This window comes from Salinimicrobium sediminilitoris, assembly GCF_020866905.1.
In the GTDB taxonomy this organism is placed as follows: domain Bacteria; phylum Bacteroidota; class Bacteroidia; order Flavobacteriales; family Flavobacteriaceae; genus Salinimicrobium; species Salinimicrobium sediminilitoris.
On record NZ_JAIVCC010000016.1, the window covers coordinates 98,790 to 122,783 of the forward strand.

At 41.4% G+C, this 23,994-nt stretch carries 26 protein-coding genes; 4 read left to right on the top strand and 22 right to left on the bottom strand.

Annotation, left to right across the window (positions count from 1 at the left end):
• The first annotated feature begins 34 nt into the window (after nt 1-34).
• The gene (locus LA313_RS14110) at nt 35-382 is read left to right on the top strand and encodes a response regulator transcription factor (RefSeq protein ID WP_228916101.1); all 348 of its coding nucleotides are present in this window, start codon (nt 35-37) and stop codon (nt 380-382) included.
• Between the two features lie 371 nt (nt 383-753).
• Here the strand turns inward: LA313_RS14110 and LA313_RS14115 are convergent, their stop codons facing one another.
• From LA313_RS14115 to ccoS, 18 genes are all read right to left on the bottom strand, one after another.
• Nucleotides 754-933: a hypothetical protein gene (locus LA313_RS14115; protein ID WP_228916103.1), complete on the bottom strand. Its 180-nt coding sequence runs from the start codon at nt 931-933 to the stop codon at nt 754-756.
• Nucleotides 934-1,023: 90 nt separating this feature from the next.
• A complete protein-coding gene (locus tag LA313_RS14120; protein ID WP_228916105.1) occupies nt 1,024-1,755 on the bottom strand; it encodes an SDR family oxidoreductase in 732 nt (243 codons plus the stop codon).
• Nucleotides 1,756-2,028: 273 nt separating this feature from the next.
• On the bottom strand, nt 2,029-2,415 hold the full coding sequence (locus tag LA313_RS14125) for a group III truncated hemoglobin (protein WP_228916106.1): 387 nt from the start codon (nt 2,413-2,415) through the stop codon (nt 2,029-2,031).
• 15 nt (nt 2,416-2,430) lie between these two features.
• Complete coding sequence (locus tag LA313_RS14130; RefSeq protein ID WP_228916108.1) at nt 2,431-2,721, bottom strand: hypothetical protein; 291 nt, start codon at nt 2,719-2,721, stop codon at nt 2,431-2,433.
• A 122-nt stretch (nt 2,722-2,843) separates the two neighbouring features.
• A complete protein-coding gene (locus tag LA313_RS14135; RefSeq protein WP_228916110.1) occupies nt 2,844-3,437 on the bottom strand; it encodes a Crp/Fnr family transcriptional regulator in 594 nt (197 codons plus the stop codon).
• A gap of 4 nt (nt 3,438-3,441) precedes the next feature.
• On the bottom strand, nt 3,442-3,741 hold the full coding sequence (gene trxA / locus LA313_RS14140) for a thioredoxin (RefSeq protein ID WP_228916112.1): 300 nt from the start codon (nt 3,739-3,741) through the stop codon (nt 3,442-3,444).
• A gap of 62 nt (nt 3,742-3,803) precedes the next feature.
• Entirely contained in the window at nt 3,804-5,078 is a 1,275-nt protein-coding gene (locus LA313_RS14145) for an acetyl-CoA hydrolase/transferase family protein (RefSeq protein WP_228916114.1), read from the bottom strand.
• Nucleotides 5,079-5,083: 5 nt separating this feature from the next.
• Nucleotides 5,084-5,656 carry a YceI family protein gene (locus LA313_RS14150; protein WP_228916116.1) on the bottom strand — a complete coding sequence of 191 codons (573 nt, stop codon included), beginning with the start codon at nt 5,654-5,656 and terminating at the stop codon, nt 5,084-5,086.
• 70 nt (nt 5,657-5,726) lie between these two features.
• On the bottom strand, nt 5,727-7,034 hold the full coding sequence (locus tag LA313_RS14155) for a hypothetical protein (RefSeq protein ID WP_228916119.1): 1,308 nt from the start codon (nt 7,032-7,034) through the stop codon (nt 5,727-5,729).
• 54 nt (nt 7,035-7,088) lie between these two features.
• On the bottom strand, nt 7,089-7,679 hold the full coding sequence (locus tag LA313_RS14160; RefSeq protein ID WP_228916121.1) for a YceI family protein: 591 nt from the start codon (nt 7,677-7,679) through the stop codon (nt 7,089-7,091).
• Nucleotides 7,680-8,049: 370 nt separating this feature from the next.
• Nucleotides 8,050-8,751, bottom strand: a complete 702-nt coding sequence (locus tag LA313_RS14165) for a sulfite exporter TauE/SafE family protein (RefSeq protein WP_228916123.1) — start codon at nt 8,749-8,751, stop codon at nt 8,050-8,052.
• Entirely contained in the window at nt 8,751-9,197 is a 447-nt protein-coding gene (locus LA313_RS14170; protein WP_228916125.1) for a FixH family protein, read from the bottom strand. Before LA313_RS14170 ends, LA313_RS14165 begins: the two co-directional genes overlap by 1 nt.
• A gap of 4 nt (nt 9,198-9,201) precedes the next feature.
• Nucleotides 9,202-9,498: a hypothetical protein gene (locus LA313_RS14175; protein WP_228916127.1), complete on the bottom strand. Its 297-nt coding sequence runs from the start codon at nt 9,496-9,498 to the stop codon at nt 9,202-9,204.
• Nucleotides 9,499-9,527: 29 nt separating this feature from the next.
• Nucleotides 9,528-10,904, bottom strand: a complete 1,377-nt coding sequence (gene ccoG / locus LA313_RS14180; RefSeq protein WP_255702536.1) for a cytochrome c oxidase accessory protein CcoG — start codon at nt 10,902-10,904, stop codon at nt 9,528-9,530.
• A 74-nt stretch (nt 10,905-10,978) separates the two neighbouring features.
• A complete protein-coding gene (locus LA313_RS14185; protein WP_228916131.1) occupies nt 10,979-11,851 on the bottom strand; it encodes a cbb3-type cytochrome c oxidase N-terminal domain-containing protein in 873 nt (290 codons plus the stop codon).
• Nucleotides 11,848-12,033 carry a CcoQ/FixQ family Cbb3-type cytochrome c oxidase assembly chaperone gene (locus tag LA313_RS14190; protein ID WP_228916133.1) on the bottom strand — a complete coding sequence of 62 codons (186 nt, stop codon included), beginning with the start codon at nt 12,031-12,033 and terminating at the stop codon, nt 11,848-11,850. Before LA313_RS14190 ends, LA313_RS14185 begins: the two co-directional genes overlap by 4 nt.
• A gap of 5 nt (nt 12,034-12,038) precedes the next feature.
• On the bottom strand, nt 12,039-14,228 hold the full coding sequence (gene ccoN / locus LA313_RS14195) for a cytochrome-c oxidase, cbb3-type subunit I (protein ID WP_228916136.1): 2,190 nt from the start codon (nt 14,226-14,228) through the stop codon (nt 12,039-12,041).
• Between the two features lie 3 nt (nt 14,229-14,231).
• Complete coding sequence (ccoS, locus tag LA313_RS14200) at nt 14,232-14,420, bottom strand: cbb3-type cytochrome oxidase assembly protein CcoS (RefSeq protein WP_228916138.1); 189 nt, start codon at nt 14,418-14,420, stop codon at nt 14,232-14,234.
• 176 nt (nt 14,421-14,596) lie between these two features.
• Here ccoS and nirK point away from each other — a divergent pair, with 176 nt between their 5' ends.
• Genes nirK through LA313_RS14215 form a run of 3 tightly spaced genes read left to right on the top strand, consistent with a single transcriptional unit; the run spans nt 14,597 to nt 17,464 of the window.
• Nucleotides 14,597-16,048: a copper-containing nitrite reductase gene (gene nirK, locus LA313_RS14205; protein WP_228916140.1), complete on the top strand. Its 1,452-nt coding sequence runs from the start codon at nt 14,597-14,599 to the stop codon at nt 16,046-16,048.
• A 13-nt stretch (nt 16,049-16,061) separates the two neighbouring features.
• On the top strand, nt 16,062-16,841 hold the full coding sequence (locus tag LA313_RS14210; protein WP_228916142.1) for a formylglycine-generating enzyme family protein: 780 nt from the start codon (nt 16,062-16,064) through the stop codon (nt 16,839-16,841).
• A gap of 2 nt (nt 16,842-16,843) precedes the next feature.
• Nucleotides 16,844-17,464, top strand: coding sequence for an SCO family protein (locus LA313_RS14215; RefSeq protein ID WP_228916387.1), 621 nt, complete (start codon nt 16,844-16,846; stop codon nt 17,462-17,464).
• 53 nt (nt 17,465-17,517) lie between these two features.
• Here the strand turns inward: LA313_RS14215 and LA313_RS14220 are convergent, their stop codons facing one another.
• From LA313_RS14220 to LA313_RS14235, 4 genes are all read right to left on the bottom strand, one after another.
• The gene (locus LA313_RS14220; RefSeq protein WP_228916144.1) at nt 17,518-20,214 is read right to left on the bottom strand and encodes a cation-translocating P-type ATPase; all 2,697 of its coding nucleotides are present in this window, start codon (nt 20,212-20,214) and stop codon (nt 17,518-17,520) included.
• Nucleotides 20,205-20,480, bottom strand: coding sequence for a hypothetical protein (locus LA313_RS14225; protein ID WP_228916146.1), 276 nt, complete (start codon nt 20,478-20,480; stop codon nt 20,205-20,207). Before LA313_RS14225 ends, LA313_RS14220 begins: the two co-directional genes overlap by 10 nt.
• 379 nt (nt 20,481-20,859) lie before the next feature.
• The gene (locus tag LA313_RS14230) at nt 20,860-21,087 is read right to left on the bottom strand and encodes a hypothetical protein (protein WP_228916147.1); all 228 of its coding nucleotides are present in this window, start codon (nt 21,085-21,087) and stop codon (nt 20,860-20,862) included.
• Between the two features lie 407 nt (nt 21,088-21,494).
• Nucleotides 21,495-23,864 (bottom strand): heavy metal translocating P-type ATPase, encoded by a 2,370-nt coding sequence (locus tag LA313_RS14235; RefSeq protein ID WP_228916149.1) that lies wholly within the window; start codon nt 23,862-23,864, stop codon nt 21,495-21,497.
• Nucleotides 23,865-23,994 lie beyond the last annotated feature (130 nt).

The window sequence follows — 23,994 nt, forward strand, 5'->3', positions numbered from 1 at the left end:
AATACATTTGATTAATTCCTGAAAAAAAGTTGATATGAAAGAGATATTTATTGTAGAAGATGACGACGGGATTAGAGAATTAATAGAATTTTTGTTAGTAAGTCAACAGTACTCTGTAAAGACATTCCCTACGGCAAGAGCTTTTCACAAGGCTATACCTGGAAAAGTACCAGATCTTTTCCTGCTGGATATAATGTTGCCCGATGGAAATGGGGTGGATCTTTGCAGGGAATTAAAAGAAGGAGAAAAAACCAGCAAAATTCCTGTAGTTCTAATGTCCGCTCATGCCGATATTAGCAGAACCGAAGGTGCAGATGATTTTATTGCCAAACCTTTTGATGTGGATGAGTTATTAAAAAGGATACAGAAGCAGCTGGGGTAGAATTATTGAGGAGGAAGTAGACAACCGTAAATTCAACATTGGCAATGGATGGCTGAATGAGCTTCTAGATGTAGAGGCTCTTTTACTTTAGGAGGGTTGGTTTAGGATTGATTCCTGAAAAATTTCTCAAAGAATGAAATTGTGGGCCGAGTTCGACTTATAAAAATGACCTGAAGAATATTCCAAAAAGATGATTTTAAAATTCATTTCGCTTCTTCATTCCGCAAATTTTTTTCCTCTTCCGATTAAGCACAGAGACCAGAAACCAGGAAATTTAAAAACGAAAAAGGCCGTCGGGAAAATCTTTAATACAGTCATAATAACTGATTAAAATTTTTCCCGCAGCCTTCAACTATCAACAGTTGTCTATCTTAAGATAATTTTGCTTTGATCTCGTCTTTATTGTCTCTTACAAGAGTATAGGCGAAATATCCGGCTCCAGCAATGGCACCCCACTTAAGGAGACTTCCTGTCCACTGAAGTCCTTTTTTAGCAGCCCATAATTTTACTACTTTTTCACCTGCATCTGTTGCATTTTTCTTCAAGTCCATTTTTGTTGGTTTTTAAGATTCAATAGCAAGATCGGGAAGAATTGAATTATCCTGCGTTAAAGGCTTTCCAAATAACACTTTTTTAACCCTTTAAGCCTTGCCTGTGGGTTTTATCAATAGTTCATTAACATTAACCGAATCTGGTTGGGTGACTGCATATAGAACTGCATCGGCAATATTCTTTGGATCTAGTTTAGGCTCATCTTCAGAATAATTTTTTTCATCCAGCAGTTCTTTGTCGGTGATATCATCCCTTAGATGTGTGGCCACTGTTCCCGGTTCAATGGAAGTAACCCGTATGTTGAATTCGGGAGAGAGTTCCATTCTCATAGCCCGGGAAAGAGCGATGACCGCCGCTTTGGAAGCTCCATAGACCGCACCGCCTTTGAAGACTTCTATTCCATCAACAGATGCTATGTTCACGATGTGACCATCCAGTTGGTTTTTCATTGCAGGCAGGACGGCGTTGATGCACCTTAGTGTTCCTTTTACATTGACTTCAATTGTCTCCAGCCACTCCTCCAAATGCTGGTTCTTTAAATAGGTGAGGGGCATTACTCCTGCGCAATTCACCAAAATATGCACTTCTCCAAATTCGTCCCAGATATCTTTAAAAGCACCCTGAACACTTTCTGAATCTTTGACATCCATGCGTACTACAAGGCTTTTGTGTTTTAACTCCTCCTGTAGATCTCTTAGCTTATCTACACTGCGGCTGGCTAAAGCCACCTTGCAACCGGCTTCCGAAAGCGCTTTTGCTATTGCTCTACCTATTCCACTGCTGGCGCCGGTAACTACCGCCACCTTATCTTGTAATTCCATAATTTAAATTTTTATTTCTTTAAAAGATAAGATTTGTGTGGAAGGCTTTACCGATCAATAACAGTAATTTAACTTCTAAAAGCTAAATAACCCGGTCAACGTTTAATTTCCATAATTAAAAATTTGCTCAGGTTAACCGGATAAAAAAAGGTATAGGATTAGTGAGAGGATTTGCCTCACTGAATGCATTTGATTATGCCGGGATTGGTAGAAGAAGACTCCTCGCGCTAACCAGTATATTGAAACTTTGAAATTGGTGGCTGGAATTAACAGCTATTGCTCCCGACTCATATAAATGTTCATAAAGAGATTGTGCGCCATATTTCTTGCTCTGTTTTTAGCAATGTTTGCCCTGTCTCCCTCAAATAGTTCATCAATGGTTTGGTACCACATGTTAAGCCATTCCCCAAAATGTTCCTGCTCAATACTGTTGTTGAATTCCCGATCTACCATTTTGTGAGCCCTCATAGGATTTCCTCTGAATTTACTTACCATGAAGAGATTGGTTTCCCAAAAGTCAGTAAGCTTTTCCAGGTGCGTCGGCCAGTCTTCAATGATCTCATTAAAGAAGTGCCCAATTTTTTGGTTGGCTCTTACTCTGGTATAAAAAGTAGAAACCAGGAGGAAAACATCCTCCCGGTTTTGTATATCATTTTTCATAAAAAGTTCTTTCTCTTAGTAGCGCATTGCCACATTGATCAAAAGCAGGATGGCGCTTACCAGTAAACTCACAATCAAAGTATTGAATACAAATTTAGGCTTCAACTGTGCCAGCACTGTCACAAGATAGACCATACATACTGCAACTACCAGGAATAACTGGAACATTTGCAGAAAATCGTGCCCATTCATCAATATTACCATAGCCGCAGCTGCACCTAAACAACTTGAAAGAATTACAGCTACCGCAGAATATCCTACATAAAGTTCCTCAAAATCCTTGTAAAGATCGTTATAAAGTCTCATACCATTATCATTTTAATTATGAGGTAAAATTAAAGCGATAGGTGAGGAGATCATATGATTAGGATCATAAAAGCGGACATTGTTGTCCCTGATAATAATCATAAAAAGTTGATTATGAGATTTTACCGGTAAACTTTTCTTTTCTTTATCTGTAGTTCTCCCTTCTTCTCCAGGGACTTTGTGGCCCTGATAACAGTCTCAACCCTTAGGCCTGTAAGATCGGCAAGTTGCTGCCGGGTAAGATCCAGCCGGTATGCAAACTGGCCTTCCACCTTATCCACGTGTTTTAAATAATCAATTATCCTTAAGATACGATGTTCCGGTTCCTGACTTGAAATTTCTGAAACCATAATGGCTTTGTAGTAAAGTCGTTTTGCCAGGGTTTCGGTAATTTTTAGATGTACCCGGGGATTTGAGGAAAGTAGTTCAAGGAATTGCTCTTTTGTAAGCTGAAAAACTTCGGAATCTGAAATAGCTTCGGCATTTGCAGGATACTTTACATTTGCCAGCAGTGGTGGTTCTCCAAAACTTTGACCTATTGAAAAAATACCCTGAATGAACTCCTTTCCGTCTTCATTGTAGTTATTCATTTTTATTTCTCCTGAAGCTATCTGGTAGAAATTAAGGGCGCTCTCTCCTTCCCGAAACAACTGGTCCCCCTTGGAAAAGGTCACTCTTTTTGCCCCGTGATTAAGCAACAGGTTTTCATCTATCATAGACCTACTGGTGGGAGTTGATAAGCTGAACCAGATCTCCTTTTGGAACTACGCCCGATTGTCTCCATAATTGTTCTCCATTCTTAAAAAGGATCAATGTAGGCACCCCCCGCACTTGATATTTTGCGGCCAGGGCTTGATTTTTATCCACATCGATCTTTACGATCTTAACCTTTTCACCCAAATCGGCTTTGGCTTCTTTTAGAATAGGAGCGAGCGTTTTACACGGGCCACACCAGTCGGCAAAGAAATCTACAAGTACGGGTTTGTCGTCCTTAATGATTTCGCTAAAGTTACTTTTCATATTTTCCTTTTTTAAGCATAATAAAGGTACTCAAAAATGCCTGTTTAAGAAAGCTTTTTTGGCTACCGAGTTTTGTTGATCCTATAATAAGCTTCCTCTTCCAAAGCTTCCCTGTGATCGGGGTGAGCTATGGAAATAAGAGCTTTAGCCCGCTGTTTGAGGTTTTTTCCGTAGAGATTCACCACTCCGTATTCAGTAGCGATATAGTGTACGTGAGCCCTGGTGGTGGTAACACCCGCTCCCTCTCTAAGGTTGGGGACGATCTTTGAAATTCCCTTTGCCGTAATGGATGGCAGCGCGATAATAGCCTTGCCACCTTCAGAAAGTGAAGCACCGCGAATAAAATCCATTTGCCCCCCAACGCCGGAGTACTGGTAGGTGCCAATCGTGTCTGCACAAACCTGACCGGTAAGATCAATTTCAATTGCGCTGTTAATGGCGGTAACCTTTGGGTTTTTTCTAATTATTGCAGTGTCATTGGTATATGCGGCCTCCTTGAAATGAACTATGGGATTATCATCGATGAAATCGTATAACTTTGGCGATCCCAGAGCGAAGCAAGTAACAATTTTACCGGTTTTTACTTCTTTTTCTTCTCCTGTAATAATACCTTTTTCAATAAGGGGTAAAACTCCGTCAGAAAACATTTCTGTATGTATTCCCAGACGTTTATGGTTCATGAGGTTATGGAGGACTACATTTGGGATTCCGCCAATTCCCATTTGCAGGGTAGCACCATCTTCAATAAGTTCGGCTACATTTTTTCCAATTTGCTTCTCAATTTCAGAAGCTTCTGTAGGTTCATGCGCATGTAATGGCACATCTGTCTCTACTGCGGCCGTGATCCTGCTTATATGTATGATTCCGTCGCCGTGGGTTCTTGGCACTTGCGGATTAATTTGTGCAATGACTTTTTTTGCAGTCTGTATAGCAGGCAGCGTAATATCGACCGATACTCCAAGGGAACAAAAGCCGTGTTTATCTGGAGGGGAAACCTGTATAAAGGCTACGTCCAGCGGTAAAATATTTCTTCTGAATAGCAAATGGATCTCACTCAGGAAAATTGGGATATAAGCTCCATATTCGGAGTTTATTGAATCCCTTACATTTCCGGCTGCAAAACAGCTGTTAAGCCTGAAGGATTCCCTGTATGGAATTTGGGTGTAACGGGCAGGTCCTTCGGTATGGATGTGGAAGATCTCTACATCTTTAATTTCTTTGTAGCGGTCAACAAGGGCTTCAATAAGAATATTTGGGGTCATAGCCGCTCCCTGGAAGAAGACCCTATCCCCCGTTTTTACATGTGATACAGCTTCGGCAGCAGATAATAATTCCATAGTGCTTATTTTTTTACAAGAAGATCAAATTTAATTTCAATTACATCTTTTACGACGATCATTCCGAAGAGCTTTTTTGGAGGCTCCAATCCATAGTCTTTAATGTTTAACAGGAGTTTTCCTTTAAATTGTGCTATTGCAGCATTCTTGATGGTTACAGGCACCTCATAAAATTTTTCTTTTCCTGCTATGGTGATGCCAACAGTTGCCATTCCTTTTTGAGGCGAAGACAGAACAACTTTGTTGAGGGTTAAGAGTATTTGTGGATGGACATCGGACTCCAGGAGATCGTGAAAGTCCCGGTTGATGCCTTTGCTTCCACAGTCGAAACCTTTGTTATTAAGAATAAGAACAGCTCCTTGAAATTCGATCTTATTCCCCGTTTGGCTATAGGAAATATTCTGAGAGTCTTGAAGATAGGAATTGTTAAACTCGCATTGAAAAGCTGCAATGTTTGAATCTCCAATGATTGTAAGGTCGCTGGAAGGCAGAACCGTAATTTCTCTTTTTTGGAAGTCCTGTGCGTGTGTTACCGCACCACAAAAAAGCACCAATAATACAAACGCAATTTTTTTCATTTTTTTAAAGATAAAAAAAATGGGGGAATTAAATTCCCCCATTTTCGGCTAGTTCAAACGAATCTTATGTTTAGAAGCTAATTACTGCTTCAATGTTGAATCCGTTGAATTTTCCTCCTTGGTGGATGTCTCCTGTTGGGTAGTCGTTATACTCCTGGTTTACATATTCAACTTTTGTAAGGATATTCTTGGTCATAAACCATCCACCACCTACGTTGAAGCGGTTGATAGTAACATCATCACCAGTTTCCAGTTCACCGTTTACAGTGTTGTAACGTGCACCTACGTAGAAGTCTTCAGTTGCACCAAATCTGTAGATAAGTTCACCGGCATATTGGTTGAAAGTTCTGTCATCTGTTTCAGATACTTTTTTTCCAGATGCAGATTCGTAGATTCCGAAGAATTCAAGTCCACCTACTTTGATGAAAGGGTTGATCATGAAAGCAGTCATTTCGTTCTTAAGGTCTGGGTTGATTCTACCAGCTCTAAAGCCGTCTCCACCGTCAGGACCAGACATAACATTGTAGTATCTTGAACCTGCGCGGTCTCCACTGTAAAGGTAAATACCTCTTCCATTGTTATGTGGAGCGTGGAATAGAGATCCTGTCAATCTAAATCTGAAATCTTCAGAGATTTGCTTGTCATATCCAACTTTAGCTATCCAAGATGGGCTGGTGTGACCTTCTCCAACTGTACTTTGGTTCAATTTTCCGTTAGTGAAACCTCCCATAAGCAGGAATCCTTCATTGAAGTAATAAATCTCCCCACCTACCTCGGTAGTAAAGCTGTCCATTAGGTAGTTACCAACGAATGGGTTGTAAAGAGCCATTGCGTTATCAGATCTTCTAAAGTGAGCATCACCATAGTTATTTTCCATGTGACCAAACTTTATTCTCAAGTGCTCCATTAGACCCGAAGCCAGACCTTCGCTGATGAAGTCAAGATTGTCTACCTGAAGGTATCCACCTTTTACATAAGCTTCCGGGTGGTGTTGAGAAGAAAGATAGGTGTTTAGGTGCACTCTAACTCCTTTTGCAAGCAAAATGTCAAAAGTCATGTTTGCAGTAGCAAGGTTGAAATCCTTACCTAGTTCATGTACTGTATTGGCAGTGTTTTCCTGGTCAAGTCCCTGGAATTGTAGTGCGAATGCTCCACCCAGTCTCACCTGTACTCCTTCAAAATCACCATAAACGATGTCTTTGTTTGGTTCGAACGTGCTGATGCCGCGTTGATCTGGATATCTATAGTTAGGAAGGCTTCTGTCCCAGAAAGTGGTGTTTTCATCTTCCACAACCAATACATCTACATCTTGTGCCTGAGCCTGATAACCTATGGCCATCAAGAGAGCAATACCGGAATATTTAATTAAGTTTTTCATTTTGATAAATTAAAAAGTTGATAGTTGAATTTTAAAATTTGTGTTTGATTTGAATTATTTAGTGAATACAGTTTGAAACTTGATGTTTACTTCATCGCCGGTGGTGATTGTACCAAACATTGCTGTTGGAGGGTCCACTTTAAAATCTGTCATTTTTAGTTTGTGGTTTCCAGACAATGTTATTTTATCCCCGGTTACTTTTGCGTCAAAAGTTAGGTCTACCGATTTTTTTGTTCCTGCGATAGTAAGGTATCCGGAAGTGGTTACTTTACAATTTGTTTTGGAGGTACAATCGATGTTCTTTACATTTTGAAGTTGGAATGTGATCCTCTGGTGCTTATCGGTATCAAGGGCTTTGTAAGTGTTCTTATCCATTCCTCCTTTACCACTCTTAAGGCTTTCGGCAACAACAGCAAAGTTTAACTCATCAATCTTTACCAATTGTCCGTCTTCTAATTGAGCTTTAAGGTTTCCCTGGAAATCTTTTGCATCTATTTCCCAATCGTGGATGTTTGATGTTCCCAGTACTTTTAGATTTGATGCTCCTTTATTGATATTGAAGTTCTGTCCTATTGAGGTTTGAACTGAAAAAACCATTAGAAGGAAGCTTACAAGTCCTAAGGAAAATTTCTTTGTTGTTTTCATGATTTTTGTTTTTAATTATGGTACAAAGATGGGGTAGAAATGAAGGATGTAGTATGACGCGGGTCAGGTTTCGACGAAATTCTTGTGCCTGTCTTAGATAAATTTAAGTTCATTTTAACTTTTCTTATAATAGCAGCAAAATGAGAGCATTGGCGGTTATTTTTCCCTGTAGCTCCTCCAAAAAGCTGATAATGCTCATATTTCTTCCATCCTATTTTGCCGCAAAGGTCCAAAAAGTAGGATTTTTGATACATAGTTTTAATGAATTTTAACAATTGTGGGCTGCGCTTAAATGAAAAACCGGATAAATATGTCCGGAAGGCAGAAAGATTTCTACTTCAAAAGAGCAGATTATACAAAGACTCGAGAATTAGTGGCAACTGGCGGAGGCTTCCACCATAGCCGTTGCAGGGGCTGGAGATAGATAGGGTATGTCCAGACCCATTCCTCTCATTATAAAGAGCAGCCCCATTAGGACTACAAAAGCAGGGATCAACCGCTGCACCTTATTTCTCAGTTTGCCACCCAACAAGCTGCTAAAGTATACGGCTGTGGTCATTAGGGGAATAGTTCCCATACCAAACAGCAACATATAAAGACTACCTTCTGTAATACCACCGGCTGCGATGGCACCAAACACCGCCATATACACTAGGCCGCAGGGTAGAAAACCATTGAGAAATCCTATTGTTAAAAAGGTATCGGGGGTTTTTTTCTTCAGGGCTGCTCCCAGGGAGGATTTGACTTTCCCCACAAGGCGATATAAAGGTTGTGAAAAATTGTATTTCTGTAGTTTTTTGGAAGGCAGGAGGATCACCAGGATCATAAGGATTCCAATTCCTATTGACAACTGCTGCTGAATGCCAAAGAGGTTCAGGCTTTTTCCTATCAATCCAAAGGCAAGTCCAATTATACTGTATGATAAAAGCCTTCCTATGTGGTAAAGAAAGATCTGGAAGAATTTATGTACTTTATTATCACGTGAGACCGGTAGCATAAAAGCTATAGGTCCACACATGCCAATACAGTGAAAACTTCCAAGGATACCTAATATGAAGGCAGAATAAAGCATTAATAAATGATTTCTTCTTTAAAGTAGAATTTTTCACCCTGGTACTTCCAGTCTATAATAATGTTCCAGCGGCCGCCAATCAAGCTTCTTTCAGGTACGAGCAATTGATGTGAAGACAATGAGAGAGGAATCTCAGAGTCCAACTGCTTGTTTGACGGCCGGTAAAGGAACACATTTCCCGATATATTTGATGCTGTTAATTCCTGGGGGAAAGTCACCAACAGTCCTTCAGGAGTTTTTTTTAGATTGATGTTTTCTGACAATTTTGTGGCGTTCCTGGTCTTATCCAGTTGGTCCTCAAAAGTAAGCTCAGTCTTATAATATTCTTCCACAACAAGGTCATGGCTGTATTTATCATCTGTGCTCATTGTTATAACAAAGAACATGATAAAAGCGATAAAGCTAATCATAGCCATAACAATGGCTGTACCCCAGGATATTTTCATAATCTTATTTTTTTATTACCAGGAAAATGCTGTCTTCCTGTGGTTCTACAGAATGATACTCGCCAATTGGGATTACATGTTCGTCATAAAGGCCAAGAGAAGTTCTTTTTCCTTCTGCTATATAGGTGATGCTTCCCATGATAACCAAAATCCTGGCAGGAATATCACTTTTATGCTCATGCAGTATCACATTTTTGTTTAGACCAATAGCCAAAACATGAGAGCCTGCTTCCTGATCAAATCTTCTCACCACAATTTTTGTAGCGGTGGGTAATTCAGACAATATTTCTTTTACCAGCATCTTTTTCTTTTTTCGGCTCTTATGGGAAGTTACCTAAAACTTCTTGGTCCCATAAAATTTGTATTAGTAGTTTCTAAAAGCTTCTCTCCATTATAAATCCCAATCTCCACACTGTTCTTCTCATCCTTCAGCAAAGCCTTGGGGATCTTAATAAATAAAGTTCCCTCTGCAAGCCCTTTTTCGGGCACCAAGATTTTATCATGAGTTACAGATTCAATTTTTCCGTCGTGCGAGAGTAATTCGAAATGCACATCGTCAAATGTGCTCATCGTTTTGTTTATTAGTTTAAAGGTATATACGTTGCTAATTACATTATCATCCTGGGTCTCATAAAGCTGTCCCGGAAGTCTTAGAACTGTCGCTTCGACATCTGTCCTTATAAACAACATTCCTGAAAGGATCCCCACCAATACAAACAAAATGGCAGCAAATCCTTTCATCCTGGGATTGAACCTAACCTTCTCCTCCTTTTCGATATTCTCTTCAGAATAGAAACCAATGAGCCCTTTTGGCAGGTCTACCTTCTCCATTATAATGTCACAGGCGTCAATACAGGCAGTACAGTTGATACATTCCAGCTGAGTTCCATTCCTGATGTCAATCCCGGTAGGGCAAACGTTTACACATTGTAAGCAGTCAATACAATCCCCTTTTCCAAGTGCTGCCCGGTCTTCATTCTTTTTAAATTTTGACCTTCCCTGGGTGCGTTCCCCTCGTTTGTGATCGTAGGCGACAACTACAGATTTTTTATCAAGTAACACGCCTTGTAATCTTCCATAAGGACATGCTATGGTGCAAACCTGTTCTCTAAACCATGAGAAGATGAAATAGAATACGCCTGTAAAGATTAATAGAGCGATAAAGGTGCTCAGGTTTTCCAGTGGACCTTCAGTAACATATTGTAAAAGTCTTTTGCTTCCCACTAAATAAGCCAGGAAGACATTAGCGATTCCGAAGGAGATCAAAAAGAACAGAAACCATTTTAATCCTTTTTTCCTGATCTTTTCACTGTTCCATTCCTGTTTATCAAGCCTCATTTGCGCTCCTCGGTCGCCTTCTATACCATACTCAATCTTTCTGAAGACCATTTCCATGAAGATGGTCTGGGGACAGATCCAGCCACAGAAGATCCTTCCAAAGGCAGAGGTGAAAAGGGTCACAAAGAGTACTCCAATGATCATTGCCATCACCCCCAGGTAAAAGTCCTGAGGCCAGAATGGTTGTCCAAAAATGTAAAATTCCCGTCCCAGCACATTGAACATCATGAACTGGTTTCCATTAATATGGATAAAAGGGGACGCAATAAGGAAAATTAACAGGAACCAGGTTAACCGGGTACGATATTTATAGAACCGGCCATCTGGCTTTTTAGGATAGACCCAGGCGCGCTTGCCTTCGTCATTCATGGTGCCTATTCTATCTCTAAAATTATTTCCTGGTTTCTCCACTTCCTTCTGCTTTTACTCCTGAATAATGTAATTTATTCTGTCCAGATCTCTCCTTCGGCCTCTTTTGGACTGGCCGGAGTGGTGCCTTGTAGACTTAAAATATAGCTCGATACTTGTTGGATCTCTGTTGGTCTAAGGGTAGATTTCCATGCAATCATTCCTTTACCTGCACGTCCACCTTCACTAACTGTATTAAATACGTTCTTGATCCCGCCTCCCAGGATCCAGTGCTCGTCTGTAAGGTTTGGCCCAATTCCACCACCTCCATCGGCAGCGTGACAAGCCATGCAATTAGCCTGGTATATGGCGGCCCCTTTGTCCAGGTCTGCAGCATCGGTAAGCAGCTCGACACTTTCTGCGTCTACAAGATCTGGTGCAGTTTTTTTATACTCTTCCACTGCCAGTTTTGCTGCTACCATTTCCTCTTCAAATTCCATATGCTGGCTTTCTCCTCCCAAAATGTGGTAATAAGCAAGATATCCAAAAGCGAAAATTATGGATGCATAGAAGGAATAAAGCCACCATGGTGGAAGTTTATTGTCAAGTTCCTTGATCCCGTCGTAGTTGTGGTCCAGCTCCAGATCGCTTTCTTCTGAAATGGGGCGGGTACCTGCAAGTTTCCGGTAGATCTTTTTAAGATCGTATTTCTCCATTCGCTTCTGCTGGGCAGCCATATAGCGCTCCTTAGCTTCTGGCGAAAGGGATTGAAACATGATGTTCTCTACTGCGTCAAGAATAAATTCCGCAGCGATAAGAAACAGCAGGATCATCGTCAGTACCAGCGATAACATTGGGAATTCAATAAAGGCAAAATTGTCACCTGAGTCTATAAAGTATTCTAAAGCTCCCGCAATGATGAGGAAGAAAATTGGAATTCTTATCCAGGCTGGGATGGCATGTCTCATGAGGTCTGGTCGTTATCGGTTTCTAATGGTATGTTTTCTACAGTACTTATGTAGTCTTTCTTGGCAGTAAATACCCACCAGAAAAGTGCTACAAAAAAGATGAAAAAAATGAGCAGGGAAAGTATTGGATAGACCTCTATCCCTGCAATGCTTTCCATATGTCCTTTTACAAATTTTAGCATGATAATTAATTTGAGGTTGTTGAATTCACCACTTTAATATCTGTTCCCAAACGCTGTATGTATGCGATAAGGGCAACGATCTCCCGTTCTTTCATCTCCACAAAATCAAGACCTTGCTCTTCTGCATATTTCTTGTCGGCTTCATAGGTGGCTACGAAATCTGGATCGCTATAAAGGTTCTCCTGGATTTGCGTTGCCTGCTCCTCCATATGAGCCTGTGCATTTGCAATTTCGGCTTCTGTATAAGGTACACCAAGTTCTACCATGGCTTCCATTTTGTCCTCTATATTGGAACGGTCGTGCTTATCTGTAATAAGCCATTTATAACCCGGCATAATTGAACCCGATGAGGTACTTTGTGGATCATACATGTGGTTAAAGTGCCAGTTGTCTGAGTACTTACCGCCCACCCTCATAAGGTCGGGGCCGGTACGTTTACTACCCCACAGGAATGGGTGATCGTATACATATTCTCCTGCTTTTGAATACTCCCCATATCGTTCAACTTCACTTCTAAAAGGGCGTATCATTTGTGAGTGACAGGAAACACACCCTTCTCTTATGTAAATATCCCGTCCTTCCAGTTCCAGTGGAGTATATGGTTTTACGCTGGTAATGGTAGGAATATTAGATTTCACCAGGATAGTAGGAACAATTTGTATAATACCTCCAATCAAGATGGCAATAGTAGCTAATATGGTAAGCTGAACAGGTTTGCGCTCTAACCAGGTATGGAATCCTTCTCCCGCAAGCCTTCTATTGCTAATTTTTTGTAGTGGTGCAGCTTCGGCCAGTTCGTCTGTAACTTCGCTACCACTTTTAATGGTCTTATATACGTTCCATAAAAGAATGAACATACCGGCTATATACATACTACCTCCAATAGCTCTAAACCAGTACATAGGAATGATCTCGGTAACGGTCTCAAGGAAGTTTCCGTAGACTAATGTACCATCAGGGTTGAATTGTTTCCACATGGAAGCCTGAACAAAACCTGCAACATACATTGGTAAAGTATATAGGATGATACCTAAAGTACCTGTCCAAAAATGTGCATTTGCAAGCTTAATGGAATATAGTTTTGTTTTGAACATTCTTGGTACCAGCCAGTACACCATTCCAAAGGTTAGGAACCCGTTCCAGGCAAGGGCGCCTACGTGTACGTGTGCTATGATCCAGTCGGTAAAGTGGGCGATAGCATTAATATTTTTTAGGGATAGCATCGGGCCTTCAAAAGTTGCCATACCGTAACCGGTGATCGCTACCACCATGAACTTTAAAACAGGGTCTGTCTTAACTTTATCCCATGCTCCACGAAGAGTTAGAAGTCCGTTGATCATACCACCCCAGGATGGCATCAACAGCATCACCGAAAAAGCAACTCCAAGGTTTTGAGCCCAGTCTGGCAGGGAAGAATATAACAAGTGGTGTGGTCCCGCCCAGATATAAATAAAGATAAGGGACCAAAAGTGGATAATAGATAATTTATAGGAGTAAACCGGCCTGTTGGCAGCCTTGGGGACAAAGTAATACATAAGTCCCAGGAAAGGCGTGGTTAGGAAAAATGCAACTGCATTATGCCCGTACCACCACTGTACCAATGCATCCTGCACTCCGGCGTATACAGAGTAACTCTTAAATAAACCTACAGGTATTGCAAGGCTGTTGAAGATGTGCAGTACTGCAACAGTGACAAAAGTTGCAATGTAGAACCAGATGGCTACATATAAATGTCTTTGTCTTCTCTTGAAAATTGTGGCAATAAGGTTCCAACCAAAAACTACCCAAACTACTGCAATAGCAATGTCAAAAGGCCATTCCAGCTCGGCGTATTCCTTTGAACTGGTAAAACCAAGGGGGAGTGTAATTGCCGCTCCAATAATGATCAATTGCCAGCCCCAAAAGTTGATGCTGCTAAGGATGTCACTGTACATCCTGGCTTTGAGCAGGCGTTGGGTGGAGTAATAAACCCCCGCAAAAATGGCATTTCCTACGAAAGCAAAAATCACCGCATTGGTATGCAGTGGGCGCAGGCGTCCAAAACTTAACCAGGAAATTCCGTCGGTTAGGTTAGGGAACAGGAATAAGAAGGCCAAAAGAAGCCCGACTGACATTCCGATAACTCCCCAAAAAAGGGTAGCATAAAGGAACTTTTTAACGATTTTGTTGTCGTAGTAGAACTGTTGCAATTCCATTTTTTAATTGTCTTGATTAATTTTACTCGATTTTGTTGATTTCTCTTTGACAAGCTCATCCTCAAAAAGAATACGCACAGAAGGGGTATAGTCATCGTCGAATTGGCCACTACGTACAGCCAGGATAAAAACAACGAAAAACAATACCGCTACAATAATGCTTATTGTAAGGAGTAAATAGATGACGCTCATACCTATTTATTATCCGGCAAAGCTACAGGCATTGGTTTTTGGGAAATATGATTTCGATCAGGTTTTTGCCAGAAAGGCATTTGTAAAAAATTAAGCCATATATGATTACGCTCATATTCAGGAGTGTTCTTAATTCGGACATTTGTATCTGAAATTAATATTTAACACATCTGATCATGAAAAATTTCAAAAATTCAAAAAGAAGTATTGTATACGTTTTCTTCCTGGCGGCACTTGTAGCGGGTCTGTTTACCTCCTGCGAAAAGGCAGTGGCTGCAAAAGAAAATCCCGAACTAATGAAGGTGTATGGAGAGAGTGAAGCCGAAATGACTGCTCCTCCATTGGTGCCAAGACCGGTTGGAAAAAGAGCTGCTACCAAGCTTGTAGTTAATATGGAGGTAGTGGAAAAAGAAATGGAAATGAGCGATGGAGTAACCTATGTTTACTGGACCTTTGATGGTACCGTTCCCGGAAGCTTTATTCGTACAAGGGTAGGGGATGAGATCGAATTTCACCTAAAAAACCACCCCGACTCAAAACTACCTCACAATATTGACCTTCACGCAGTGACCGGACCCGGAGGTGGTGCAGAATCTTCTTTCGTAGCTCCGGGACACGAAGCTGTATTTACCTTTAAGACCATGAACCCCGGTCTTTATGTATACCACTGTGCTACCGCTCCTGTTGGAATGCACATCGCAAATGGAATGTACGGTCTTATCCTTGTTGAGCCCGAAGGTGGTCTTGAGCCGGTGGATAAAGAATATTATGTAATGCAGGGTGATTTCTATACCGAAGGTGAGAATGGAGAAAGAGGACTTCAGGCATTCAGTATGGACAAAGCAATTGATGAAGATGCAGATTATGTAGTTTTCAATGGAAAAGTTGGTGGATTGACAGGAGATAATGCCTTAACTGCAAAAGTAGGAGAAACTGTACGTCTTTTTGTAGGTAATGGTGGACCAAACCTGGTCTCTTCCTTTCATGTTATTGGGGAGATCTTTGACAAAGTATATGTTGAAGGTGGAGCTATGATTAATGAGAATGTGCAAACTACACTCATCCCTGCCGGTGGCGCTGCCATTGTTGAATTTAAGGTTGAAGTTCCAGGTAACCTGGTATTGGTTGACCACTCGATCTTTAGAGCTTTTAATAAAGGAGCTTTAGGTATCCTTAAGGTTGAAGGAGAAGAAAATGAAAAAGTCTTTGGTGGTAAAATCGAAGAGAAAATTTACAATCCCGGCACCTCTGTTAGCGAAGTTGCTGAAGAAACAAATGACGAAGAGCAGGTAGCCGAAATGTCGATGGCCGAAAAGATGGAAAGAGGTAAGCAGGTCTATACCCAAAGCTGTCTTGCCTGTCACCAGGCTACCGGTGCAGGTATTCCTAATGCTTTCCCTCCACTTGCAGAGTCAGATTACCTGAATGCCGATGTTCACCGGGCAATTGAGGTGGTGAAATTTGGATTGACCGGAGAGATTGAAGTTAATGGCAACGTTTATAATAGTGCCATGCCGAAACAAAATATCTCAGATGAAGATGTTGCTGCGGTGCTTACTTATGTGTACAACAACTGGGGCAACAACAAGACTGAAGTTACTCAGAAAATGGTAAAAGAAGTAAAATAATTATCTTTAGAGTATGAAAAAGTTAACCAGATTGGCAATTTGCATCGCGATAATGATCACGAGCCAGGCTTACAGCCAGTCTGGTTCAATGGTAGAGGTGAAGGGAGGGGAGTTTATTCCCCTCTACGGAACCAAAACTGAGGTTCCTGTAGATGATTTTCTCATGGATGTTTATCCGGTCACTAATGCGGAGTTTTTAAAATTTGTGGAAGAAAATCCACGCTGGAGAAGATCACAGGTGAAAAAGCTGTTTGCCGATGATAATTACCTGCGTAACTGGAAGAATGATTTAAGCTTTGGTGATGACATGCTGCCCAATTCCCCGGTGACTAATGTCTCCTGGTTTGCAGCAAAGAATTACTGCGAATGCCAGGGCAAGAGATTGCCTACAGTAGATGAGTGGGAGTATGTAGCCATGGCAAATGAAACCAGTCCCGATGCACGCGAAGAAAAATCTTATAATCAATTTATCTTAAGCTGGTATGAAACCCCCAACACATATAAAAACACTATAGGTAATACCTTTAGGAACTATTGGGGAGTGTCCGACCTTCACGGGTTGGTATGGGAGTGGACATCAGATTTTAACTCTGTGATGATTGGTGGGGAATCCCGACAGGATAGTACGGGAGATAATAACCTCTTTTGCGGAGGGGCCGCAGTTGGCGCCACAGATCTTATGAACTATGCAGCTTTTATGCGCTATGCCTTCCGCGGAAGTATGAAAGCAAAGTACTCAATCAAGAACCTTGGGTTTAGATGTGTACAGGATATTGAAAAATCAGAACTATGATCATGAAAAAAGTTGTTTTTATAATGCTTTCAGTTTTACTTTTTGCAGCGTGCAACGATGCCGGAAAGAAAGAAACTGATGCTAAAGAAGAAGTCGCAGTGAATACAGAGGAAATCAAGGGAGAAATTCCGGAACTTTCAATCTACAATCTGCCCTCCACCTGGACCACCCAGGATAATGAGAATATTCAGCTGGAAGACCTTCGGGGGAATGTTCTGGTCATGGTAATGATCTACACTTCCTGTAAAGCCGCCTGTCCCCGACTTATCGCAGATATGCGGAATATTGAAAAGCAGGTGCCGGAGGAGTATCTCGACAAAACAAAGTTTATCATGGTGAGCATAGATCCTGAAACCGATACACCCCAACGTCTTAATTCCTTTGCTAAAGAAAATGTGATGGAAGATGATCATTGGATGTTCCTTCGCGGTACGCCCGAAGATACCAGGGAATTTGCAACCGTACTCGCAGTGAGTTATAAGCAGATCTCTCCCATTGATTTTTCCCACTCCAACATCATTAGCGTATTTGATGAAGATGGAGTACTGGTCCACCAGCAGGAAGGCCTTGGTGTAGATAATACGGAAACAGTTGAAGCCATTAAAACCGAAGTTTCGAATTAAGAAGATTTCATGTCAGATAGAAAAAGGCTGCTGTTTAGCAGCCTTTCTTGTTTCTATACTATTGTGCCCCGGCCATTGAAGGTTCGCTGCTTTTCAACTTCTTTTTTAGCAACTAACAATTTAAATAATTCCATCGCCACCAGTATCAAAGAAGCAGAGAGAAAAAGGTACAGCCAGTGCCTTGATGGCAGGGGATTGAGGCTTAATAATGTTTGCATAAAAGGGACCTGCAAAGCCAAGATATGAAGACTTTGAGCTCCTAATACTCCAAAAAGTAAAAACAGGTTCTTTTTAACCGGAATTCTAAATGCAGATCTGGTCTCCGACCGGCAATTAAAGGTGTGGAAGTTCTGAAGTAAAACCATTAGCATTAGCACCGCATTTCTTGCAGGTTGTTCCTCCCAATGAAGTTGGTTAAGCAAGTGATACCACAAGCCAAAAGCCAGCAATGCTATCACTGCAGCAGAGAGCAGGGTTTGTTTTATCATGAGGGGGTCAAAAATGGGCTCATCTGGTTTTCTGGGAGGTTGAAGCATAACTCTCTTCTCTCCTGCTTCAAAGGCCAGGGCAACATCCTGTATCCCGTTAGTGACCAGATTAAGCCACAATAACTGTACGGGGAGGAAAGGCAAAGGTAACAGGAAAGCCAGGGAAAGACCAATAGTCAATAATTCGGCCGCCCCTGTTGAGATGAGCAGATAAATGATTTTCCTTAAATTACTATAGGTATAACGCCCTTCCTCAATACCTGCAGCGATAGATGCAAAGTTGTTATCGCTAATAATTATAGATGCGGTGTCTTTTGCCACATCTGTTCCATAGCCCATTGCGACTCCTATATTTGCCGTTTTTAGTGCCGGGGCATCATTTACTCCGTCTCCGGTTACCGCAATCAGATGTCCGGAATCTCTTATGGATTCCACTATCATTTGTTTCTGTTGCGGTGTGACCCTTGCGAAAACCCGCTTTGTCCGGAGGATATCGGTTAACTTTTCGGGAGTTTTCTCGATATTACTTAATTCAGCTCCGGTAATGACTTGCTCCTGCATGTTTGCAATGCCTACTTCTTTAGCTATGGCAAGGGAAGTTGCAGGATGATCTCCCGTAACCATTGCGACCTGCACTCCTGCGGCATGGCATTGTTTCACTGCAGGTGCTGCTTCGGGACGTAATGGATCTAAAAGGGCAATAAACCCTAACAGTTCCAGGTGAGGGAGCTCTCCTGCAGGTAATACTTTATCTGCAGTTCCTCCCGCAACTGCGATTATACGATAGCCAGTTTCAGCATGTTTGGCGGCCTCTTCCAAAAGAGGTGCATATTTTTCACCGTCAATATGCTCTTTAATTTTCTCAACAGCTCCTTTGACTGCAATTTGGAGCTCCTTAGTTCCCTCCTGTTCATAATACACTGCAGCAAATTGTCGGGCCGATTCAAATGGTACCTCTTTCACCTTTTTAATTTGAGCCTGAAATTTTCCCGGGGATGTTCCGGCTTTGAAAGGAAGACCTAATAAAGCCACATCTATGGGATCTCCGGAAAATGACCAGTTGTCATCAATATAATTCAGGTTGCCTTCATTACATATGGATACGGCCTGAAGTAGGTTTTGAAGATCGATCGATTGATCTAAAATTACTTCGTCACCACCCCGTGAAACAATTTTCCCTTCGCCATTATAACCTTCACCTGTGACCTTGAGTGCTGTTGGCCCTGGCAATATTAATATTCTTGCTGTTTGCTGGTCAACAGTAAGTGTTCCTGTTTTATCTGTAGCAATGAAGGTGCAGCTGCCAAGGCCCTCCACGGCAGTGAGTTTTCGAATGATCACATTTCTTTTTGCCATCCTTGATCCACCTATGGAAAGCGCAACTGTCATGGCAATAGGTAAACCTTCCGGAATGGCCGATACTGCCACGGCCACTACAAAAAAGAAGATCTCTTTTACAGGAATGCCAAAGTAATATCCCATAATTCCCAGAACTATACTGGCAGCAAGAACGATATAGGTTATTTTACGCGTAAAGATCTCCATTCTCTTTACCAGTGGCGCTTTGCCTGTCTCAAGTTCCTGAAGCGAAGATGCAATCTTCCCGATTTCGGTTCCAGTTCCTGTAGAGACAACTATTCCGGTACCTCTTCCGGTTGTTATGGTGGTGCCTGCAAACAGCATGTTGGTTTGATCGGGCACTCCAACATCTTCTTTTTTGATAGCGCTGCTGTCCTTCTCTATGGCTTTTGACTCCCCGGTGAGAATAGCTTCTTCTACAGTTAAATTGTTGTAATCGATCACCCTGATGTCTGCCGGTACCTTGTTCCCCGATTCCATCAAAACAACATCACCGGGCACTAGATCTTCACTGTCAATCACACTAATTTGGTTGTTCCTCTTTATTTTGACGCGCAGCTTGATAAGGTTTTCCAGGGCAGATGCTTTTTCTTCTGCCTTCCACTCCTGGAAAGTTCCTATGCCCGCATTAACCAGCAGGACCAAAAAAATAAAGATAGCATCTGAAAATTCTCCCAGTACCAGAGCAACAAAAGCTGCTGCCATTAAAACATATATAAGGGCGTTGAGGAACTGGGCGAAAAACAGTTTGATGAGGGTTATTTTCTTTTTTTTTGGCAGTAGGTTTTTCCCATATTCCTGTTGCCTGCTACCGTGTTGGGTAGTTGACAAGCCATTGGGGGAGGTGTCAAGTTTCTTCATTACCTCCTCGGAATTCATTTGGTACCAGGAATTCATTTCCATTTTTCCTGATTTTTTAAAAGGCTGCCTAAGAAATCATGATGCAAAATTTCCCTTTGCTCTAACGTGGTGCCAGATCTAATTAAATTTAGAAAATCGGTGCGTGTAAAATAATGATATTTAGCACCTTTGATAAATTTAGGATTAGTTGGTAATAGGTGCAACTTCATCTGGCAAAGGTCAAAACCCGGCGCCAAGAAAATCTTTCGTAAAATGCCTTTTTTGAAAGCCCGTTTATAAAATTTTTCTGCTTGGCGGGTTGTCCTCACTACGATCTTTTTCGCAACGGGTTCTTTGTGAATTTCTTAGATCCTAAAAAACGTAAGCTCCTTTTGAATTTCCAGTCTTTGAAACGCAGGGTGAGCTCCTGTCAAATTTCCCGAATCGAATCCAAACTTCTGTCCTCCGGAAGCAAGAATGCAGCCCGGTCCTTCTTCAACATTAGATGCTGTGCTCCATTTTCCAAATGCTCCTCAACGTACTTTACTTCGGAAGGCTGTAAATTTACCGTGAGAGATTAAGTACCTGTTCCCTATCCTGTTCTTTGGTCTTCTTAATGCTGAATAAATCCCTTCCGCAGGATTTCTGAATGCACTTCTTCACCCACTTTATTAGTTTTCCTGAAGTTTAAACGCTCCAGTGAAGTGATCATCCTGAAATTTTTCCGAGAGGTAACCCCCAGTGAATGCTTTCCCCATTGAGACAATCATTTTCAATCCTGTGAAGCATCGCTGCAGCTTCGGTTCCATTTTGGGCGTGTTTTCCGTCGTAGAAGGAGATAATGAGAATTTCCGAAAGTTCTTCAGGCTTAATCCTTCTGCGAAGGATCTCTTCAGAAGCTATTTTTGGATACTCGGGGTAAGGAGGTTTTTTCATGGGTCGTCAAAAATGTCATTTTTGGAACCTCTTGTTTTAAAACCTGTTTTCTTTTCTTCCTATTCCAAAAAGCAGAACAAATCCGCCGCCAATAAGTCCGCCTAAGATGAAGGGAGAGAAAGCAGATTCAAAATTAGAAAACCGTAAGACTATTCCGCCAATTATAAATAAAAGACCGGTTAGTTTCAATAAAAGATTCTTTCTAAAAAGCATGGCGGGAGGAAACGTTTGGAGGTGAAACAACAAGAAGCAAGTAGGGGTTGCTTACTCGTTGGCTCTCCCTGCAAAAGCAGGGAAACAAATAATTTAATCACAGTCCCAATTTACCCGATTTTCCTTTTTATCTCCAACTTTTTTATAAGAATTTTTTCAGAGTGAAAAGGGATAAGAATTTTGACGGGAATATTCTAAATCCTGCGGCCAATGAAATTAGTGCATACTGTAGTGAAAGCAATGATACTTATTGAACTTAAAGGCATAAGAATAGCCGCGATAATTGGGGATAATTGCCCAGTAACCGCAAAATAAAGACCCACAACATTATAGAGGAAGGACAGAAGCATGCTTATCTTGATCACCTTCATTGCCGACTTTGAAGCTTTAATGAACTTAAAGAGACTGTCAAACCTGCTTGCATCAAGAATAGCATCACAGGCGGGGGAGAAGACATTTACATTTTCTGAAATTGCTATTCCCACCTCACTTTTTGCCAGGGCACCGGCATCATTAAGACCATCGCCCACCATGATGGTTTTTCTTCCCTTTTGTTGAAGAGAGGCGATGTAGTCAAGTTTATTCTCAGGTTTTTGGTTGAAGAACATTTCAGTATTTTCCGGTAACAGATTTTCAAGTCTCTCCTTTTCTCCTTCATTATCGCCCGATAGAATTGAAAGGTGGTAATGTGGGGCCAGTTCAGAAAAGAGATCTCTTACCCCTTCGCGGTATTCATTGAAAAAGACGTACCTGCCTTTGTATTCATTGTTCGAGCTAATATGTACCGAAGTGTTAAGGGTTGGTGCTACCACAGTACTCCCCACAAATTCAGCCGATCCCACTTTCATCGCCTGCTTTTGGTGTACGGCTTCAATTCCTTTCCCTGTGACTTCCCGAAATTCTTCGGGCGCAGTAATATCATATTCGGCCAGCATATCATATAATTTACGGCTCAAAGGATGATTTGAGGCGCGAAGCGTATTCTTCAGGAGAGATTCTTCTTCAGCAGTAAGGGTGATCCCTTCATAACTAATGCTGCTTTTTTTATTTGAAGTGATGGTTCCTGTTTTGTCAAAGATCAAAGTGTCGGCTTTTGCTAGTTGCTCGATCACACCGGCATTTTTCAGATAAAACTTTTTGTTGCCAAAGATCCTCAGGAGATTTCCGAGGGTGAACGGGGTGGACATTGCAAGCGCACAGGGACAGGCAATAATTAATACTGCTGTAAAGACATTGATCGCGGTGGCAAAATCCAAAAATGCCCACCAGGCCGTTGCCGTAAAAGCGATTAAAAGCAAAACAATAGTGAAATACTTGCTTATATGGTTGATGAAAGAGGTGAAGGAGTCTTCCTTTTTAACCTGAAAAACATCATTGCTCCATAGTTTTGTAAGATAGCTTTGAGAGACCGATTTAAGAGCTTCCATCTCGATCATGCCCGAAACCTGCCGCCCTCCTGCATATAATTTATCTCCGGATTCCTTCTGCACAGCTTCAGATTCTCCTGTTACAAAACTGTAATCAATACGCGCATTGCCATTGATAAGAATACCATCCACTGGTATAAGTTCTTCGTTCCTTATTAAGATCCTGTCGCCCTTTACAATATCGTGCACATGTATACTCTCCTCTTTCCCGTCGGGATTTATACGGGTGATACCAATGGGGAAATATGATTTGTAATCCCTCTCAAAAGAGAGGAAATTGTAAGTCTTTTGCTGAAAAAATTTCCCCAGAGTAAGGAAAAATACAAGACCTGTAAGACTGTCAAAGAAGCCCGAGCCCCAGTCAAAAATTATTTCTAATGTGCTGCGTACAAAGAGAACCAGTACCCCCAGAGCGAGCGGCACATCAATGTTTAAAATTTTTGCACGCAACCCTTTGTAGGCAGAGATAAAGTAATCCTGTGCGACATAAAAAACTACCGGGAGCGAAAAGGCAAACATTAGCCATCTAAAAAGGCCTTTATACTGTTCCAGCCAGTATTCATTGACATCAAAATATTCAGGAAAGGAGAGGAACATTACATTTCCAAAGGCAAAACCTGCAACCCCCAGCTTATAAATGATGCTGCGGTTGATCTCCTTTTTTCCGGTTTCACTGTCATCAAGACTTATGTAAGGCTCGTACCCAATACTGCTGATAAACAGGATCAGATCTTTTAAACTTAATTTTTCTGAATTATAGGTAATGCGAAGACTTTTCTTCGGGAAATCCACCTGTGATGCGGTGATCTCCGGTTTCAGCTTGTTGAGGTTCTCGAGGATCCAAATGCAGGAACTGCAATGGATATGAGGAATGTACAGGGAGATAACCTGTATGTTCCCGTCATTGAACTCCAGCAGCTTATCTGCAATTTTTTCATTGCTAAGGAAATCATATTTCCCTTCAAACTGTGCCGGTGCCGCACCGGGTGTGGCTTCCATGTCGTAATAGGAAGAAAGCCCGTTTTCTGAAAATATTTCATAAACGGTCTTACAGCCATTGCAGCAAAAAGACTTATCATCAAAGCTAACACATGACTTAATCGTATCACCACAGTGATAACAAGAAAGTTCCTCCATAAAAATTGCTCGTTTCGTACCGGGTACAAAGGTTGAAAATGAGCGGATTGGAAAATATGACGTAGGTCATATTCTCGAAATGCTTTTCAAAAATGACATTTTTGGAACTCTTCTACCATAGAAAATGGGA